The sequence below is a fragment of the Streptomyces krungchingensis genome (assembly GCF_054729265.1).
This window is the reverse complement of the sequence record NZ_JBPUKY010000001.1, coordinates 1,798,155-1,816,031: the sequence shown is the minus strand read 5'-3', so window position 1 is coordinate 1,816,031 and position 17,877 is coordinate 1,798,155. Positions and strand designations below refer to the sequence as shown.

Below are 17,877 nucleotides of genomic sequence, written 5' to 3'. Positions count from 1 at the left end.
AGGGCGGTGAATCCGGTGGTGGGCGGCGGTGCCGAGGTAGATGCCGCGTCGTGTGACGGCCGCTTCGGTCAAGGCTCGGTGCGGCACGCGTGTGCCGCGGCGCGACGGGTCAAGCCGCCCGGAAACGCCCCGGCTCCACCGTCTCGACCAGTCCGCGTCCGATCAGCCGGTCCAGGTGCTGGACCGCCGTCCGTCGTTCCACCGGATGCACATGCGGTCCCTCGACGTGCGGGCGGTAGACGAGCCTGTGCTCCGCGATCTCGTCGACGGTCCGCGGCTCGCCGAGGAACGAGAGCAGCGCCGCCTCCCGCCGCTCGACGACGCCGGCGAATGCGTCCAGGCGCCGCCGGAACTCGGCGGCGCCCTCGATCACGCCCTTCTGGTGCGAGGTGCCGTACCAGCGCGCGTCGATCTCCCGGCACCGGCGGATCGACGCCTCGAAGGCCTCGACGTCGCTGCCGAGGTCGCCGTAGAACGGGCCGAAGGACGTCAGGTCGATGTCCGCGGTGAAGAGGAAACCGTCCGGCTCGATCAAGAAGCCGCTGTGGCCCATGGTGTGACCGGGGAGGTGTACGGCGGTCACCGTGCGCCCGCCGAGGTCGAACGTGGCGCCGTCCTCGAACCCCAGCGCGTCCGGACGTCCCTCCACGTGGAACTCGTCGCGCAGCCTGTTGTCGAAGGCTTCGACCGCGTCGGACGGGATGCCGAACCCGGCGACCATGACCTCGCGGGACCGCACCGCGTCGAGGTCGCCCACATGGGCGTGGACCGGCACGTCGTAGCGTGCGAGGCCGACGATGTGGTCCTCGTGCGCGTGACTCACGAGGACCGCGTCCACGGCCGGCGCGTCCCCGACGAGCGACAGCGAAGGGTCGATGAGCAGTGATGCGGAGGTGCCTCGCACGAGCAGCGAGTTGCCGTACGGATAGGCGCCCTGCCGGGCGCCCACGAGCACGGTGACCTCACCGAATTCCGCCGCCGTGTATCCCTTGGGGTGCATGCCCGCGACCGTCCCCGCCCTTCGATCCGGCAATCGTCCGAGCCTCGCGTCCGAGCGAACTCGAACATGGTCCGAGACCGTAGCAGTCACACGTGCCGAGCTCCGGCCGTGGACACCGGTGCGCAGCCATGCCCCGGCGGGATAGGCGACCGGGGCCGAGCGCCGGTCAGGTGCGGGTCGCTGCCGCGGGCTTCCGCTCCGTGGGCGCGAACGCGAGGTCGACGAGCCGCCGCCAGTTCACGGGCGGCGCGGGAAGCGCCACGCCCGGGCGGTCGCGCGGCACCAGGACCCGCAGGGCGCCGGCGCGCAGGGAGCACACGACTGGCGTCGGCATCCGCAGGGCCTCACCGTCCACCGCCACCGGGATCGTGTCCTCGTCGGACGTCACCTCGACCCGATGCGCGGTCATGACGGTCAGACCCTCCGCCTGTGTGCCCCGCACGGCCACGTCCGCCGCCTGCACGGCGCCCTCCACCCGCATTCCCAGGACGCCCAGTTCACCGCCGTCGAGGCGGGCTCTGCGGCCGGCGCCGCTCAGTTCCTCGGGGGAGACGTACGGGTTGTTGCTGACCAGCAGCGCCTGCTGGGAGGAGAGCACGGTGTCGTCGACCCGCGCGTCGAGCCTCCGTGCCTGGTCGCCCGCCAGCAGATCCGGCATGAGGTTCAGTGCGGTGGCCGTCTTGGCGTCGCGGTACTCGGGGCTCTGCACGATGTCCGCGTACACACCGAACGACACCGTGTTGACGAAGGCGCGGCCCGCGACGTCACCCAGGTCGACCCGGATCTCCTCGCCGTCCGTGAGCGCGTCGAGGCAGCGTGCCGGGTCGGACCGGTCGAGGCCGAGGTCCATGGCGAAGTGGTTGCGGGTACCGGCACAGACGACGAGGAAGGGCAGGTCGTGCTCGGCGGCGACCGCCGCGACCAGCGCCTGGGTGCCGTCGCCGCCCGCGACGCCGAGCAGATCGGCACCCTCGGCCACGGCCTGACGGGCCAGCTCGGCGACGTCGGCCGGGGCGGAGGGGTCGAGCAGGATCACCCGCGCCCCGAGCTCCTCCGCGCGCTCGACGAGACCGAATCGGCCGACCTTCCCGTCACCGGACTTCGGGTTCATGACGATGACCGCCCGCCTGGGGCGGGGTGCGGGGACCGGGCGCTGCAACCGTGGCGGACGCGCCCTGCGCAGCGCCGACCGGCCGCAGGCCAGCGCCGTGGTCCAGCACAGGGTCGAGGCCAGTGCCGTCAGCCACAGGCCGCCGTGCGCGAACAGCACCAGGACGCCGACGGGCGCGGCGACCGCGACCAGGGCCCCGAACAGCCGCACCGCGCCCCGGTGCGCCAGGAACCACCAGCCGCCGGCCGCGCAGACGACCAGCCCGAGAAGCCCTGCCCCGAGGATGAGCAGCCCGCCCGCTCCCAGCGCGACCATCAGGACCACCGCGGCGGCGACCGCCGCGAGGAGGGCGCACCGGGCGAGCACCCGTGCGGCCGACGCGTCGCCGGGGCTCGTCACCCATGTCCTGCCCATGTCGTCCTCCCGACGTGGTGCCGATCCCGTTCCGACCCGCGCGTGCGAGCGGGGCCGAGGCCCTGAAGGAAGACAGAGCGCGGTCCGTCACGACCGGCTCGACGTGCCGGGAGCAGTCCCCGTCCGGGCCGCCGCCGAAACGTCACCCCGAAGTCAACCACCGCCCAGGGCGGACACCGGGATCGCCACCGTCACCGTGTCGAACGCTCCCGAGGTGTCCGGGGAGCCGCACCACCGCCACCGGCAAGGCCGCCGCGATGAAGATCGACACTCCCGGCCTCGGTGCCGAACAGATCGGAGCGCCTCGGATGCCGCTGACGACCGCCGTCGGGATGCATGACGGTCGCGACGGCGGTCGTCAGAGGCACCGACCGCGCCGGTGGTCCCAGCACCCAGGACACCGTGTCCCCGCGGATGCGCGGGGACACGTCACCGGTCAGCCGCGCAGTGCGGACGCGAAGACCGCGGGCAGGGCGGCGGCCTCGCCGCGGGCCAGGCCGTCGACGGCCCGGTGGATCGCCCATGCCTGGTCGGTCGCCGGCCGGGATGTCGTCATCGTCCGGCTCCCTCCGCGCCGTTGTCCGCCTCGATGAGGTCGGCCGCCTTCTCCGCGGCCATGATCGTCGGGGCGTTGGTGTTGCCCCGCGGCACCGTCGGGAACACCGAGGCGTCGACGACCCGCAGACCGGCCACGTCGAACACCCGCAGCTCCGGGTCGACCACCGAGCCGATGGCACAGGTCGACGTCGGGTGGTATAGCGTCTGCCCGGACCGCCGCGCCCACGCGAGGATGTCCGCGTCGGAATCGGAGTCCGGCCTGTCCCCGTACGGTCCGGTTGCGATGTCGGCCACCGCCCGCTGCCCCGCGATCTCCAGGGCGATCCGGACCCCGGCGACGATGCAGTCCTGGTCCGCGGCCGTCGTCAGGTAGTTGTGCACGATCCGAGGCGCGGCGTCCGGCCGGGGTGAGCGCAGGGTCACCGCGCCGCGGCTGGTCGGGGCGAGAACGCAGGGGCCGAACGCGAAACCGTGCTCGGTGGGCGCGCCGAGACCCTCCTGGTGGAAGAGCACGGGCGCGGCGTGGAACTGCACGTCGGGAGCGGCAAGGCCGTCACGGCTGCGGAAGAAGCCGCCGGCCTCGCCGATGTTGGAGGTCAGCGGGCCGCGGCCCTCGCTCTGCAGCAGCGCGGCGTTCGCGGCGCTCGCCGCGCCGATCAGCGACTCGACGTCGGTACGGAAGTTCAGCAGCGACATGTAGTGGTCCTGCAGACCCTCGCCGACCGGCAGATCGCGTACGACGTCGATGCCGAAGGCGGACAGGGTGGCGGCCGGCCCGATCCCTGACAGCATCAGCAGCTTCGGCGACTCGTAGGCGCCCGCGGACAGGACCACCTCACGCTCGGCGCGGACGACCTCGACGGTGTCGCCCCGCTCCAGTTCCACGCCGGTCGCCCGGCCGTCCTCGATCACGACACGGTGGGCACGGGCCGAGGAGAGCACGGTGAGGTTCGGCCGTTCGAGGGCCGGGTGGAGATAGGCCACGGCCGTGCTGCAGCGCAGGCCGCCGCGCTGCGTCACCTGGTAGCGCCCGACCCCGAACTGCGACTCGCCGTTGAAGTCGTCGTTCGCCTTGTGCCCCGCCTGCTCGGCGGCCCGCACGAAGGCCGAGGCGAGCGGGTGCCCGGACCTGCCGTCGCTCACCGTCAGCGGCCCGCCCACGCCGTGGAACTCGTCCTCGCCGCGCTGGTTGTCCTCGGCGCGCCGGAAGTACGGCAGCACGTCGGCGTAACCCCAGCCCGTGGCCCCGGACGCGGCCCAGCCGTCGTAGTCGGCGCGATTTCCCCGTATGTAGACCATCGCGTTCATCGAGCTGGAACCGCCGAACATCCTGCCCCGGGGCAGGTAGGTCCGCCTGCCGCCGATCCCGGGCTCCGGGTCGGAGTCGAGGTCCCAGTCGAGGCCGGACTTGAACAACTGGGGGAAGGCGGCGGGCACATGGATCTCCTGCGCGGTGTCGGGGCCGCCCGCCTCGATCACCGCCACCCGGACCTCGGGGTCCTCCGACAGACGTGCGGCCAGGACGCAGCCCGCGGATCCGGCGCCGACGATGACGTAGTCGTACGTGTTCATGCCCATCTCCTCGACAGAAAAGGTGGTTTCACGGGTGAAGAGGTGCGGTCGACCCCGCTTCGGGCGCGGAGCCCGGTGCCGTCCGTCCCCGGTGGTGACGGGGAGAACGCGGGGAAGTGAGGACGCTCAGCAGGAAGTCGAGCCGATCGGCCGACGACCGCTGCTGCCACGGCCCCGCGTGGACGTCGAGACGGTCGACGGGGTACTCGCGCAACTGGGCCCACGGACCTGCCTTCCGAGCCGTCCGGCGCGCCGCGCCGGCAGGCGCGATGCGGTCGTTCGTGCCGACCTGCACCAGGATCGGGCACGCCAGGCGCCCCGCGAAGGTGGTGGGCCGGTTCAGGCCAACCTTCACTGCCGCGCGTACGGGGGACCTCGTTGCGGAAGGTGGGCCCGGCGAACGACGCGCAGATCTCCAAGGCGTCGAGGAGGCTCATCATCGCCGGTGATCCAGGCTCCCCGACAACCGGTCTGTGGTGCGGCGCTCGTGCACTGAGGGCGCGAGCCGTGTCCCGCAGCCCGTGTCCCGCCGGCCGGCACAGTCGGCCGAACCCGGCACGGGGCCCGGAGCTCGCGACGACCCGGGGGACGGGCCCGCGGCGGCTCGGACGAGGGGCGGAACTCCCGATGGCCGGTGGCCGCCGCACCGTTGCTCGCCACGCGGAGCCGGGAGGACGGCCTGTATCCGCCAAGTCAGGGCAATTCGTCCATGTTTGAGTGCCCGACCGGGATCGGCTTTCTCGTCCGCGGAGTGCGCCGATGTGACGTCCTCCATTGCGGTCGCCCGCCCGTGCGGACAACCTCTCGGGAAACGAGTGACCGAATAACTGTTATCCGGGGCTCGCCGAGCGGTCTCCCATGTGTCGGACAGCATCGTTCGGAGTCGAGGACGGGGAAGTTTTGATGAGCACAGAGCGCACGGCGGCGTCGGCGGCACTGGTGACCGCCGCGCGGGAAGGCGACCCGGAAGCCCAGGACGCCTTGGTCAGCGCGTACCTCCCGCTGGTCTACAACATCGTGGGGCGGGCGCTGAACGGCTCGGTCGACGTCGACGACGTGGTGCAGGAGACCATGCTCCGCGCCCTCGACGCGCTCGAGGACCTGCGCACCCCCGAGAGCTTCCGCTCCTGGCTCGTGGCGATCGCGATGAATCAGGTCCGGGCGCACTGGCAGGACCGGCAGGTCGCGCCGGACGCCGTGGAGGACACCAAGGACTTCGCCGACCCGGGCGCCGACTTCGTGGATCTGACGATGGTGCGTCTCCAGCTGTCCGGCCAGCGGCAGGAGACGGCGCGTGCGACACGCTGGCTGGAGCCCGACGACCGCGGACTCCTGTCGCTGTGGTGGCTGGAGTGCGCCGGCGAACTGACCCGCAACGAGGTGGCCGCGGCGCTGGAGCTGTCACCCCAGCACGCGGCGGTCCGCGTCCAGCGGATGAAGGCGCAACTGGAGGCCGCGCGCGTGGTGGTGCGCGCGCTCGACGCCCAGCCGCCGTGCGAGGAGCTGCGGGGCGGGCTGGCCTCCTGGGACGGCCGGCCCTCGGCCCTGTGGCGCAAGCGAATAGCCCGGCACGCCCGCGGCTGCGTGTACTGCTCCGGACTGTGGAGCGGGCTGATGCCCGCCGAGGGGCTGCTCGCCGGCCTGGCGCTGGTGGCGGCCTCGCCCGCGCTGCTGGAAGGAGTGCGAGCCGCCTGCCGGGAGCTGGAGCCGGTCGGCTCGGCCTCCTCGCTCGGCGCGTCCGGCGGCCACGCCGCGCCGGGTGCCGGGGCGCGCCACCGTGCCGGACGCGGCCGGGGGACCTCCCGCAGCGAGGCCCGTCGGCAGCGGCGTGTCCGGCGCCGGGCCGTCGGCGGAGCGGTGGTGGCGGTCTGCGTCGCGGGCGGTGGTCTCTGGTACTTCGGCACGGACCCGGGCAACGGCGGCGGATCCGACGAGGCGACCGCCGTGCAGCCCGACGACCAGCACGTGGTGGACCTCTCCGCGTCCGGTCCCGCCGACAGTTCACCGTCGGCCTCCCCGTCGCCGTCCGTATCCGCGTCCGCGTCCAAGAAGCCGAGCCCTTCCAAGACCCCGACCCACGCCAAGGAGAGCGTGTCGACGTCCCGGCAGACGGCACGGCCGACGCCGACTCCCTCCAGGACGATCGAGGCCCAGTCGGCGCCGACGAACACCGTCACGCAGGTGGTCGCGCTGGTGAACAAGGAGCGGGCGGCCGCCGGTTGCGGGCCCCTCACGGAGGACCCGCAACTGGAGGACGCCGCGCAGGCCCACTCCGACGACATGGCGGCCCGCGACTTCTTCGAGCACACCAACCCGGACGGTGCCGACCCCGGCCAGCGCATCACCGCAGCCGGCTACCGCTGGTCCACGTACGGCGAGAACATCGCGCAGGGGCAGCAGACCCCCGAGGCGGTGATGGAGTCCTGGATGAACAGTCCCGGCCACCGCGCCAACATCCTCAACTGCTCGTTCAAGAACATCGGCGTGGGTGTGCACAGGGGGTCCGGCGGCCCGTGGTGGACGCAGGACTTCGGCGCCAAGCTCTGACGGGACGGGCGCCGCGGGGCGGCGCCGTCACAGCATGACGTGCTTGACCTGGGTGTAGTCGAGCAGTCCGGCGAGGGAGAGGTCGCTGCCGTGGCCGGAGTGGCGTACGCCGCCGTGCGGCATCTCCGACACCGTCGTGCCATGGGTGTTGACCCAGACGATGCCCGTGTGGAGCGCCCGGCTCGCGCGCATGGCCCGGTCGTGGTCGCGCGTCCAGACGCTCGCGGCGAGGCCCTGGGGCACGTCGTTCGCCATTCGGAGGGCCTCCGCCTCGTCGGCGAAGGGCTGGACGGTGGCGACCGGGCCGAACACCTCGCTCTGCACGATCTCGTCCCGCTGCCGTGCCCCGGCGATCACCGTGGCCTGGTGGAAGTAGCCGGGCCGGTCCACGGCGGCGCCGCCGGTGACGATCTCCGCGTGGTCCGGCAGCCGGGCCAACAGTCCTTGCACGGACGCCAGTTGAGCCGCGTTGGCGAGCGGCCCGAAATCTGCGCCGTCCTCGTCCGGGGTTCCGGGCCGCAGCCGTGCGGCCCGAGCGGCGAACGCCTCCAGGAAGGCGTCGTGGACCCCGTGGTGGACCAGGATCCTGGTCGCCGCCGTGCAGTCCTGCCCCGCGTTGTAGAAGGAGAGCGAGGACAACTGCTCGACGGCGTCGCCGAGATCGGCGTCCTCGTGGATCAGCACCGGTGCGTTGCCGCCCAGTTCCAGGTGGAGCCGCTTGAGGTCGGCGGCCGCGGCCGCGGCGATCTCCCGGCCCGCACGCACACTGCCGGTGACCGCCACCAGCCGGACCTGCGGGTGGGCGACGAGGGCCCGCCCGGTGTCGCGGTCGCCGCACACCACGTTGAGCACCCCGGGCGGCAGGTGCTCGGCGGCCAGCCCCGCGAGGAGCGTGGCCGACGACGGCGTGGTGTCGGACGGCTTCAGGACGACCGTGTTGCCGGCGGCGAGCGCGGGCGCGATCTTCCACACGGCCATCATCAGCGGGTAGTTCCACGGCGTGATCTGGGCGCACACGCCGATCGGCTCGCGCCGCAGCACCGACGTACGGCCCGGTGTGTACTCGGCTGCCGCGGCGCCCGGCAGGTTCCGCGCCGCTCCGGCGAAGTACCGCAGCACGTCGACGATCGCGGGCAGTTCGTCCGCCAGGAACAGGGCCCGCGGCTTGCCCGTGTCGGTCACCTCGGCGTGCGCCACCACGTCCGCGTGCCGCTCCAGGGCGTCGGCGATGCGCAGCAGCGCGGTCTGCCGTTGTCCCGGAGTCGTGGCCGACCAGCCGGGCAGCGCGTCCCGGGCCGCCCGGCACGCGGCGTTCACGTCCTCGGGGCCGGAGAGCGGGGCGGTGCCGTGGGGGAGTCCGGTGGCCGGATCGACCAGGCGGAGCGTCGCGCCGGAGGCGGCCGGTACGTCCTTGCCGCCCACGTGGTTGAGGCGGTCGGTGTCAGCCACGGCGCAGTGCCTCCTCGGCGGCGGCGCGGCCGGTGCGGACGGCGCCCTCCATGTATCCGGCGACCCACTGGTCGGAGCCGCAGACGTAGAACGGCGGTTCGTGCGTTCCGTGCAGCGGACCGACCGCCATGACCTCGCCCGGCGGCCACTGGGTGACGTAGCCCTGGGTCCACGGGTCGGTGCCCCACAGCCGCAGATGGCAGGCGGCCGGCCGCAGTGCCTCGTCGCCGAACATGGCGGCCATCTCGGCGAGCAGCTCGGGGGTGCGCAGATGGGGCGGGGTGCCGAGCAGGACGCCGTAGCGCTCGGGCGGGATCAGGGCCGACAGGACGCCTTCGTTCTGCGGCCAGGTGCTGCCCAGTACGCCCTCCGACTCGGAGAGGCCGTTCAGACCGGCGGCGCGCCAGAAGGGACGGTCGTAGACGGCGGCGAACTTGGCGGCCGTCGCATGGCGTTGACGGTGCAGGGAGGCGAGGCGGGCCCCGCTCACACCTCTGACGGCCACGTCCCGCAGCGGTCCCACGGGCAGGGCGCTCACCACGGCCGCAGCGGTGATGACCTCGCCGGTGGCCAGGCGCACGGAGCTGCTGCCGGGGCGGATGTCCAGGGCGGCGACGGGGGAGCCGAGCCGGATGCGCGGCCCCAGTTCGTGGGCCATGACCTCGGCGAGCGTCGCCGATCCCTCCGCGAGGCGCAGTCCCTCCCAGTCGTCGTAGTCGTAGTCGCCCGTGCCGGAGCCGGGTACCGCCGCGCTCTTGCGCAGCGCGGCCAGCAGCGAGATCCGCTCGTAGGAGCCTCCGGCCAGGGCGAGCTGGCCGATGTCCCACAGACGGACGACCGCGGGGGTGGCGTGCCGGGAACGCAGCCAGCCGGCCACGGACATCCGGTCCAGGGCGGCGGCGTCCGGATGCGACCAGGGGTCGTCGGGATCCACCGCGGCGGCCAGGGCGGTGAACTCCGCGCCGAGCCGCTCGTGCAGGGCCGCGTCGCCGGGACCGAACCAGTGCGGCGGATCACCGGCCGAGCGGCCCTCCGGCGTGGCCCGGGTGATACGGCCGGGCTCGGCGACGTAGCTGGGGACCAGTTCGAGGCCCAGTTCCTTGGCCAGGTGAAGGTAGGCGGTGTGTCCGTGGCCGACCACTTCGCCGCCCAGCTGGACGGTGCGGCCGTCGGGCGTGCGGGTCTGCTCGACCCGGCCGCCGACGCGGTCCCGCGCCTCCAGGACGAGTACGTCGGTGCCGGCGGCGGCCAGGTCCCGGGCGGCGGCGAGCCCGGCGAGACCGGCGCCGAGCACGATCACGTCGTGATGCATCAGCTTCGCTTTCCTCGGTGCGGCGGATTCGGGGTGCGGCGGCATCAGGCGAGCACGAGACAGTGCTCGGGCCGCCAGCCGAACTCCACCGACTCGCCGCCGCTCCAGCGGTCCTCCATGCGCGCGCGGTCCGTGTTCTGCTCCAGCACCGACAGCGTGACGCCCGGGGCGAGTTCGATCAGATAGGTGGTGGTCGGGCCGCTGTAGACGGTGTCGCGGAGCACTCCGCGCAGCTTCGACATGCCCGGCTCGAAGTCGGACAGCCAGATCTTCTCGGGGCGCACGGACACGCTGACCGCGGAGCCGTCGGCGATGTCGCTGCGGGGACCGACCGCGAGGGCGGGTCCCTGGTCGAGGGCGACCTCGCCGCCGCGGTAGGTGCCGGTCATCAGGTTGGAGGTGCCCATGAAGGACGCGACGAAGCGGGTGGCGGGGTGCTCGTAGATGTCCTCGGGGGTGCCGCACTGCTCGATGCGGCCCTTGTTCATCACCGCGATCCGGTCGGACATGGTCAGCGCCTCGTCCTGGTCGTGGGTGACGAAGACGAAGGTGATGCCGACCTCTCGCTGGATCTGCTTCAGCTCCACCTGCATCTGCCGGCGCAGCTTCAGGTCGAGGGCGGCGAGCGGCTCGTCGAGGAGGAGGACGGCCGGACGATTGACGAGCGCGCGGGCCAGGGCGACGCGCTGGCGCTGGCCGCCCGACAGGGTGCGGGGCTTGCGGTCGGCCAGACCGTCGAGCTGGACCAGTTCCAGCATCTCGCCGACGCGCCGCCGGATCTCGGCCTTGGCCACGCCCTTGCGCTTGAGGCCGAAGGCGACGTTGTCGGTGATGCTCAGGTGGTCGAACAGCGCGTAGCTCTGGAAGACGGTGTTGACGTTGCGCTTGTTCGGCGGCAGCGCGGTGACGTCCTCGCCGGCGAGCAGCACCGAGCCTTCGGTGGGGTCGCTGAACCCGCCGATCATGCGCAGCGAGGTGGTCTTGCCGCAGCCGGAGGGGCCGAGGAGGGAGAAGAAGTGGCCGGCCTCGATGTCGAGGTCCAGGTGGTGGACGGCGTAGGAGTCGGCGAACTGCTTGGAGACGCCTTCGAGCCGGACGGCGGGGGTCGCGTCCATGGGGTCACTCTCCGGAGAGGATGTCGAGGCCGCCGCGGCGGCCGAAGAGGCGCGGGATGAACAGGGCCAGGGCGATTAGGCAGATGGATCCCGCGAGCATCAGCGTGCCGACCGCGTTGATCGTGGGCTGCACCCCGAAGCGGATGGCCGAGTAGATCCGCACCGACAGCGGCTGGGGGTCGACGCCGGTGGTGAAGTAGGCGAGGACGAAGTCGTCGAAGACGAGCGCGAAGATCAGCACGGCGGAGGCGAGCACGGCGGGCAGCAGGGCCGGCAGGGTCACCAGGCGGACCGCCTGCCAGCGGGTGGCGCCGAGGTCCATCGCGGCCTCCTCCACCTCCGGGTTCAGTGCGGCGACCCGGGAGCGCAGGATGACGGTGACGTAGGAGATCGAGAAGGTGATTTCGGCGAGCATCACCGTGCCGGTGGACAGGGCCACGCCCAGCCCCTTGAAGAGCAGCATCGACGCGACGCCGGTGACGATCTCCGGGGTGATCAACGGGACCAGCATGATCAGCCCGGCCAGTGAGCCGAGCCGGGTGCGGGAGCGGACCAGCCCGAGCGCGAGCGCCACTCCGAGGAGGACCGAACCGGCCATCGCCACCAGGGAGATCCGCAGGCTGGTGCCCAAGGACGCGATGAGGACGTCGTCGTGGGCGAAGGTGCGGTACCAGCGCAGGCTGAACCCGCCGAACACGGTGAGGGACTTCTTGGAGTTGAAGGAGAACAGGGCCACCACGGCGATGGGCAGGTAGAGCAGGAGGAAGAAGAGGGCGGTGACGGTGATGAGGATCCGGGGCCGGCGGTCGGCCCGTCCGCGCCGGGCGCGGGTCCGGGCGGCCGGGCGGGCCGGCGCGGTGGCGGAGGGCAGCTTGAGCAGGGTCATCGGCGTGCCTCCGCCTCGTCCTTGCGGGTGCGCCGCAGGTAGCCGAGCATCCCGATCAGCAGGACCAGCATCAGCAGCATGGTGAGCGCGGAGCCCAGCGGCCAGTTCTGGCCCTGGAAGAATTTGTCCTGGATGAGGTTGCCGATCATGATCTGGTCCGGTCCTCCCATGAGCTGTGCGCTGACGAAGTCGCCCATGGCGGGCAGGAAGACCAGCACGAGTCCGGCCGCCGCGCCCTGCCGGGTCGCGGGCAGGGTGACGAAGAAGAACGTCCGGACCGGCCCGCCGTAGAGGTCGCGGCCGGCCTCGATGAGGGAGACGTCCAGCCGTTCCAGCGCCGCGTACAAGGGGATGATCATGAAGACGACGAAGCCGTAGACGAGTCCCGCGACCACGCCGACGCCGGTGTTGAGGATCTTGGTGTCGCCGTCGGCCAGTCCCACCGCGCGCAGCGCCCGCAGGAGGGGACCGTCGTCGGACAGGACGACCGACCAGCCGTACATCCGGACCAGGTAGTTGGCGAAGAACGGCACCACGATCGCGGCGATCAGCGCGTGCTTGTAGCGACCGCCGTGCAGGGCGATGGTGTACGCGACCGGGTAGGCGATCAGCAGGCAGATCGCGCAGGTCAGCAGGGCGTAGCCGAGGGAGCGTGCCAGGACCTCGGTGTAGGCGGGGTCGGCGAGGGCGCGTACGCCGGCCAGGTCGAAGCCGAAGCGCGGGTTGCCGAGGTCGTCGGTGGTGCCGACCGCGAGGACGGCGACGAGCACCAGTGAGGCGATCAGGAATCCGGTCATCCACAGGGTGCCGGGCAGCATGAACCAGGTCCACATGCGGGTGCCGCTGGCGTCCGGGCCGCGGCGGCGGGAGCGCGAGGAGGGGCGCAGCAGTGCCATGTCAGCCCGCCTTCACATGGGTCCAGGCGGTGTCGCGGGCGTCCTCCGCCGCGTGGCCGCGGTTGCGGAAGAACAGGTCCGCCTTCAGGTCCTCCTCGGTGACGAGGCACTCGGGGAAGGGTTTGACCAGGTCGGCGTAGACCTTCTCGGAGCCGGCCACCGGCATCGGATAGCCGATGTACTCGATGTTCTTCTTCACGTTCTCCGGACGGAGCATGTAGTCGATGAAGAGCATCGCGGTGCCCGGGTGCGGGGCGTTCCACGGGATGGCGTAGCAGTCGGAGTTGATCGGCGTGCCCTCCTTGGGGGCCTCGAAGCCGAACACGGAGGGGTCTTTGGCCTGGTTGAGCATGGCGGCCATGTCACCGCTCCACGCCTGCGTCATGACGGCGTTGCCGTTGAGGAGGTTGTTGTAGCTGTCGCTGGAGAAGCCGCGCAGCCGCGGGCGCAGGGTGCCGAGCAGCGAGGTGATGCGGTCGAGGTCACCGGTGTCTCCGGTGCTGACGTCCAGGCCGAGGGCGAGGGCGCCCATGCCGAGGACCTCGTCGCGGTCGTCCAGCAGGAAGACCTTGCCCCTGGCGCGGTCGCTCCACAGATCCTTCCAGGATCCGGTCAGCTCGCCGATCCGGTCGCGGCGCCAGCCGATGCCGGTCTTGTACGCGGTGAAGGGGACGGTGTGCGCGGAGCCGGGGTCGTACCAGGGGTCGGTGAAGTAGCCGTGCGCGCCGAACACGGCGTGCCCGTTGGTGAGCTGGGAGTGGTCGATGCGGCGCAGGCGGCCGCCGCGGACCAGGCGCTGGGCCCATTTGGCGGTGGGGAAGACGATGTCGTAGCGGTTGCCGGCGTTGAGCTTGGCGACCATGCCTTCCATCGAGTCGAAGTTCGACTGGACGACCCTGACGCCGTACTCCTTCTCGAAGCCCTTGAACACGGACGGGTCGACGAAGTCGGCCCAGTTGAAGTAGACGAGATCGCCGTCGACGCGCGCCTGGACCGGCGCGAGCTCCTTTGCGTCGGGCTTCTTCGCGGGCATGAACCCGCAGCCGCCGACCGCGGCGCCCAGCAGACCGCAGGCGCCTGCCCGCAGAAGGGCGCGCCGGGTCGGTGGGGGTACCTCGGGGGACATGGAACGTCCTCTCCGTCGAGGAACGGCACAACTCCAGGGCGGGACCGGCTGGTCGGCTCACGGAGGCCCTGACTCCGTAGTGAAGACCGGTCTGGGGAGGGTGCGAGTGGGGGTCAGCCGACGTGCGGTAAGCCCGACGGGGGGAGCACGGCGTACGGGCGGCGCGGCGCGGCGGCCGTACGGCGGGGCGTCACCGGCCGTCTCCGTCCGGGACGTGCCCGTCGCGCCGGCCGCGGAGCGGGGCCCGGCCGTCATGACCGGGACCGCCCGGGGTCGCGATGTGGCCCTTCAGGTCGTCCCTGACCCGGCGGGCGAACCATCCGACGGCGGCCTCGCGCTGTGACAGCGGCCCCGGCTCGAACCCGGGCGTCCGCAGCCCGGCCTGCACCCGCTCGACCAGCTCGGCGTCCTCGTCGTTGGTGACCCAGCCGATGTGGATGTTCAGCCGCCGGGCCAGCCTGGTGCGGACGCTCTCCCCGTGCCGGGTGTAGAAGGCACCGGGGATCGCCGCCCGGTCCTGGGCGGTGGGCAGGGCGGTCCATGCGAGCACGTGGTCAGGGTAGAAGTCGATGAGCGTGTTGGGGTAGATCACGGCGTAGCGCCACACGCGCCGGTCGTCCTCGGTGAGGCCGGGCATGGGGGTCGCGAGGCGCTGGTAGAGCCGCTCGGTCCAGTTCGAGGACGGCTTGTCGCGCAGCGGCGACTCGAACAGGACGTAGTTCTCCTGGACGTCCACCGTGTACGCCTGGTAGTCGAGCAGACGCATCAGCGCGGGGTGGGCCACGGGGACGTGATAGCCCTCCAGATAGTTGTCGACGATCACCTTCCAGTTGGCGTTCTGCTCCTCGCCGCCCGCCAGGTCGTGGATGCGATGCTTCCCGACGGGCACGAGACCGGGGCCGGCGTAGCGGCCGACGGCCTCGGCGAGCCCGGCACAGCTCTCGGCGAGCGGGGTCGCCTCCAGGTCGAGGTTGACGAAGACGAAGCCCAGGAAGGACTCCACGTTGACCGGGTGCAGTCCGAGGCGGGGCTTGTCCAGACAGGGGATGCGGCGCGCCTCGGGGGCGCCGACGAGCCGGCCGTCGAGTTTGTACGTCCAGCCGTGGTACGGGCAGCGGATCGCCTTGCCCGAGGGCTCGGGGGCGCTGACCAGACGGGTCCCGCGATGCCGGCACACGTTCAGGTGGGCGGCGAGGGCGCCGTCCTCGGTGCGCACGACCAGGACCTCCCGGCCGGCGGCGGTGGCGGTCAGCCGTGCGCCGGGGCCGGGGAGGTCGGATTCGTGGCAGACGAGCTGCCAGGACCTGGCGAAGATGTGCTCGGTCTCGGCCTCGGCGACGGCCGGGTCGGTGTAGTAGCGCGCGGACAGCGCTTCCCCGGGATGCTCGGGGGGCGGCTCCGCGGGGGCAGGGGAGACGGTGGCTGCCCGTGTGGTCGAGGGGTGCATGAAGTCCTCCTCCGCGCCGCGACGGCGGCGATGGGCGGTGAGGCCGTGCCCGGAAGAGGCGGCAGGTGAAGATCAGGACGAGCTCGTCCTGGAAGCCTCCGGACCTGCCGCGATCCGGCTGACTAATTGGTTAGTCAGAGTGAGACCGCCGGGGAGTGAAGTCAAGACTTGTGGGCTGACTAATTAGTTAGTTAGTGTCGTGGCAGGCGGAAGGCCCAGGCCCGCAGACGGCTCCCCGGGCGCATTCCGTAAGCCCGCGGACCACCGTCCGCACCACACCGGGCGTCCGCGTCGGACACCCCGGTCCCCGGACGACGCACGGCTCGGGCCGCGCGCCGCCCCGGTCCGGCCGTGCGGCTCGCACCGGCCCGGACACCCTCGGTCCACGCCGTGCCCGGCCACCGGTCAGGCACCCCGCACCGCTCCCCGCCCCTTTCGTCACGGCGCCGGAGCACCCCTCGTCCACGCCGTGCCCGGCCACCGGCCAGGTACCCCGCACCGCTCCGCGCCCCTCTCGTCACGGCGCCGGAGCACCCCTCGTCCACGCCATCGCCGCGCCACCCGTCTCCGGACCACCCGGAAACGGCGCGACCCCGGAGGCACGCATGAGCGCTCGCCGAAGTCTCGTATGGCTCGGCCTCACGCCCGAACCCGAACAGGAGCTGCCCGCCGCGGTGGCCGCCCTGCGCGCCCCGGCGGACGGCCGCCCGCAGCCGGCCCTGGTCACCGCCGAGCGGCACCGCGTCGAACGGCTGGTGCTGCGCGGTACGCAGCGCGGCTGGCTGCGCTACCTCGGAGAGGTCACCGACCTGGTCGTCGAGGCGGCGACGGAGCCCCACGGCGCCGACCCACGACCCGCGCTGGTGGCCGGCGAGGTCGTCCTCGACCACCACCGCATGCTGATCGGCCTGCCCGGGGCCGGCTATGCCCGCACCGCCCCGCAGCGGCGGGACCTGGAAAACGCGCTGGAGCGGCTCCGGTCCCGACACGGCACGGACCCCTCCGCGGGCTCGGATCCCTCCGGGCGGCAGGCCGAGCCCCTCGTCCCGTCGGGCCTCACCGGTCCCACGGGCCCGTCCGGGCAGCCGCACGAGGCCTCCGAACACTCCGAGTCCAGGAGCACCGCATGACCGGCGTCCTCTCCCTCCTCCCCGAAGGACGGCACGGCCTCCTCGGCGCGCCGCTGCCCGGTGCCGGGCTGCCCGGTGTCCGCGAGCCGTCCGGCCCGGTCGCCCCCTTCGGCGGCGAGGACCTCGCCTCGTACCTCGCCGAGGGCGGTTACGCGCCGCTGCCGGTGCCCGGCCTGCTCCTGGACCGGATCGCCGCCGCGGGGCTCCGCGGCCGGGGCGGAGCCGGGTTCCCCGCCGCCGTCAAGCTCCGTGCGGTACGCGACGCGCCGGGCCGCCCCGTCGTCGTCGCCAACGGCGAGGAGGGCGAACCGGGCTCGGTCAAGGACCGCTGGCTGCTGCGGCACCGCCCGCACCTGGTCCTGGACGGCCTCGGACTGGCCGCCGCCATGACCGGCGCCGGACGCGGCTGCGTGTACCTCTCCGACGCCGGCGCCGAGCAGGCCGTGCGCCGCGCACTGGCCGAGCGCCCTGGCGACCCGCCCGTCGACGTCGTACGCACCGAGCACACCTACGTCGCGGGTGAGGAGACCGCGGTCGTCCGGCGCATCGACGGCGGCCCGGCCCTGCCCACGGCCAAACCCCCGCGCCCCTTCGAGCGCGGTGTCGGCGGGGCGCCCACCCTCGTCGCCAACGTCGAGACGCTGGCCCGCATCGCACTGATGCACGCGCGTCCCGAGTCCGCGGACGCCGTAGCCGGCACCCATCTGGTGACCCTCTCCGGCACCCGGAGCCGTACGGGCGCCGACGCGGCCGCACTCGTCGAGGTGCCCGCCGGCACCCACCTGAAGGTCCTCGCCGACCTGTGCGGCCACGGCAGGTCCGAAGGGGTCCTGCTGGGCGGTCTGTTCGGAGGGCTGCACGGCGCCGGCTGGACGGACCTTCCGCTCGACCACGACCGGCTCCGGGCCGCCGGGGGAGCGCTCGGCTGCGGAGCGCTGCACTTCCTGCACCCCGAGGACTGCCCGGTCGCCGCCGCCCACGAGGCCGCCGCCCACCTCGCGGCCCAGAGCGCCCGCCAGTGCGGGGTGTGCGTCTCCGGCACCGGAGCGCTGGCCGGCGCCCTCGCGACCGTCGCGCGCGGCGAGGCGGACGACGACACCACCGACCGGCTGCGCCGCTGGGCGGAGCAACTGCCCGGGCGTGGCGCCTGCGGTCTGCTCGACGCCGCCGCCCGCATCGCCGGCACCCTCCTCACCCACTTCCCCGACCGCGTCGACGCCCACCGGGGGACGGTCTGCCCGCCGTGCCGGGCGACGCCGAACGGCGAGGCACACCGGTTCACGGTCCCGGTGCCCTGACCTGCCCCCGGCCTCC

The 17,877-nt window shown here is 72.9% G+C and carries 13 protein-coding genes; 3 read left to right on the top strand and 10 right to left on the bottom strand.

From position 1 onward, the window contains the following. Nucleotides 1-109: 109 nt before the first annotated feature. The 3 genes from ACSYGO_RS08280 to ACSYGO_RS08270 all read right to left on the bottom strand — a co-directional run bounded on the left by ACSYGO_RS08280 (nucleotide 110) and on the right by ACSYGO_RS08270 (nucleotide 4,655). Nucleotides 110-1,000 (bottom strand): MBL fold metallo-hydrolase, encoded by an 891-nt coding sequence (locus ACSYGO_RS08280; RefSeq protein WP_426679227.1) that lies wholly within the window; start codon nucleotides 998-1,000, stop codon nucleotides 110-112. Nucleotides 1,001-1,166: 166 nt separating this feature from the next. Continuing rightward, nucleotides 1,167-2,525, bottom strand: a complete 1,359-nt coding sequence (locus tag ACSYGO_RS08275) for a diacylglycerol/lipid kinase family protein (protein ID WP_460386374.1) — start codon at nucleotides 2,523-2,525, stop codon at nucleotides 1,167-1,169. A 552-nt stretch (nucleotides 2,526-3,077) separates the two neighbouring features. Beyond that, nucleotides 3,078-4,655 (bottom strand): GMC family oxidoreductase, encoded by a 1,578-nt coding sequence (locus ACSYGO_RS08270; RefSeq protein ID WP_460386372.1) that lies wholly within the window; start codon nucleotides 4,653-4,655, stop codon nucleotides 3,078-3,080. Between the two features lie 903 nt (nucleotides 4,656-5,558). Between ACSYGO_RS08270 and ACSYGO_RS08265 the strand changes: the two genes are divergently transcribed. Then, nucleotides 5,559-7,202, top strand: a complete 1,644-nt coding sequence (locus ACSYGO_RS08265) for a sigma-70 family RNA polymerase sigma factor (RefSeq protein ID WP_460386371.1) — start codon at nucleotides 5,559-5,561, stop codon at nucleotides 7,200-7,202. Nucleotides 7,203-7,229: 27 nt separating this feature from the next. On the opposite strand, the gene ACSYGO_RS08260 is transcribed toward ACSYGO_RS08265, so the two are convergent. The 7 genes from ACSYGO_RS08260 to ACSYGO_RS08230 all read right to left on the bottom strand — a co-directional run bounded on the left by ACSYGO_RS08260 (nucleotide 7,230) and on the right by ACSYGO_RS08230 (nucleotide 15,433). Next, entirely contained in the window at nucleotides 7,230-8,651 is a 1,422-nt protein-coding gene (locus ACSYGO_RS08260) for an aminobutyraldehyde dehydrogenase (RefSeq protein ID WP_460386369.1), read from the bottom strand. Further along, nucleotides 8,644-9,963: a flavin monoamine oxidase family protein gene (locus ACSYGO_RS08255; protein ID WP_460386368.1), complete on the bottom strand. Its 1,320-nt coding sequence runs from the start codon at nucleotides 9,961-9,963 to the stop codon at nucleotides 8,644-8,646. Before ACSYGO_RS08255 ends, ACSYGO_RS08260 begins: the two co-directional genes overlap by 8 nt. Nucleotides 9,964-10,007: 44 nt before the next feature. Continuing rightward, nucleotides 10,008-11,078, bottom strand: coding sequence for an ABC transporter ATP-binding protein (locus ACSYGO_RS08250; RefSeq protein ID WP_426679221.1), 1,071 nt, complete (start codon nucleotides 11,076-11,078; stop codon nucleotides 10,008-10,010). A 4-nt stretch (nucleotides 11,079-11,082) separates the two neighbouring features. Beyond that, entirely contained in the window at nucleotides 11,083-11,964 is an 882-nt protein-coding gene (locus tag ACSYGO_RS08245) for an ABC transporter permease (RefSeq protein ID WP_432173893.1), read from the bottom strand. Further along, nucleotides 11,961-12,860, bottom strand: coding sequence for an ABC transporter permease (locus tag ACSYGO_RS08240; protein ID WP_460386367.1), 900 nt, complete (start codon nucleotides 12,858-12,860; stop codon nucleotides 11,961-11,963). Before ACSYGO_RS08240 ends, ACSYGO_RS08245 begins: the two co-directional genes overlap by 4 nt. Before the next feature lies 1 nt (nucleotide 12,861). After that, nucleotides 12,862-13,986, bottom strand: a complete 1,125-nt coding sequence (locus ACSYGO_RS08235) for a polyamine ABC transporter substrate-binding protein (protein ID WP_460386366.1) — start codon at nucleotides 13,984-13,986, stop codon at nucleotides 12,862-12,864. Nucleotides 13,987-14,176: 190 nt separating this feature from the next. Next, a complete protein-coding gene (locus ACSYGO_RS08230; protein ID WP_460386365.1) occupies nucleotides 14,177-15,433 on the bottom strand; it encodes an aromatic ring-hydroxylating oxygenase subunit alpha in 1,257 nt (418 codons plus the stop codon). A gap of 605 nt (nucleotides 15,434-16,038) precedes the next feature. Here ACSYGO_RS08230 and ACSYGO_RS08225 point away from each other — a divergent pair. Both ACSYGO_RS08225 and ACSYGO_RS08220 read left to right on the top strand, forming a co-directional pair. Further along, entirely contained in the window at nucleotides 16,039-16,563 is a 525-nt protein-coding gene (locus tag ACSYGO_RS08225; protein WP_460386364.1) for a hypothetical protein, read from the top strand. Continuing rightward, nucleotides 16,560-17,861, top strand: a complete 1,302-nt coding sequence (locus ACSYGO_RS08220) for an NADH-ubiquinone oxidoreductase-F iron-sulfur binding region domain-containing protein (RefSeq protein WP_460386363.1) — start codon at nucleotides 16,560-16,562, stop codon at nucleotides 17,859-17,861. Before ACSYGO_RS08225 ends, ACSYGO_RS08220 begins: the two co-directional genes overlap by 4 nt. Nucleotides 17,862-17,877 lie beyond the last annotated feature (16 nt).

Bases quoted from the DNA above. Each gene is read 5' to 3' on its own strand.
- ACSYGO_RS08240 (WP_460386367.1), bottom strand. From the start codon at position 12,860: ATGGCACTGCTGCGCCCCTCCTCGCGCTCCCGCCGCCGCGGCCCGGAC.
- ACSYGO_RS08275 (WP_460386374.1), bottom strand. From the start codon at position 2,525: ATGGGCAGGACATGGGTGACGAGCCCCGGCGACGCGTCGGCCGCACGG.
- ACSYGO_RS08225 (WP_460386364.1), top strand. From the start codon at position 16,039: ATGAGCGCTCGCCGAAGTCTCGTATGGCTCGGCCTCACGCCCGAACCC.
- ACSYGO_RS08250 (WP_426679221.1), bottom strand. From the start codon at position 11,078: ATGGACGCGACCCCCGCCGTCCGGCTCGAAGGCGTCTCCAAGCAGTTC.
- ACSYGO_RS08230 (WP_460386365.1), bottom strand. From the start codon at position 15,433: ATGCACCCCTCGACCACACGGGCAGCCACCGTCTCCCCTGCCCCCGCG.
- ACSYGO_RS08235 (WP_460386366.1), bottom strand. From the start codon at position 13,986: ATGTCCCCCGAGGTACCCCCACCGACCCGGCGCGCCCTTCTGCGGGCA.
- ACSYGO_RS08280 (WP_426679227.1), bottom strand. From the start codon at position 1,000: ATGCACCCCAAGGGATACACGGCGGCGGAATTCGGTGAGGTCACCGTG.
- ACSYGO_RS08220 (WP_460386363.1), top strand. From the start codon at position 16,560: ATGACCGGCGTCCTCTCCCTCCTCCCCGAAGGACGGCACGGCCTCCTC.
- ACSYGO_RS08270 (WP_460386372.1), bottom strand. From the start codon at position 4,655: ATGAACACGTACGACTACGTCATCGTCGGCGCCGGATCCGCGGGCTGC.
- ACSYGO_RS08255 (WP_460386368.1), bottom strand. From the start codon at position 9,963: ATGCATCACGACGTGATCGTGCTCGGCGCCGGTCTCGCCGGGCTCGCC.
- ACSYGO_RS08265 (WP_460386371.1), top strand. From the start codon at position 5,559: ATGAGCACAGAGCGCACGGCGGCGTCGGCGGCACTGGTGACCGCCGCG.
- ACSYGO_RS08245 (WP_432173893.1), bottom strand. From the start codon at position 11,964: ATGACCCTGCTCAAGCTGCCCTCCGCCACCGCGCCGGCCCGCCCGGCC.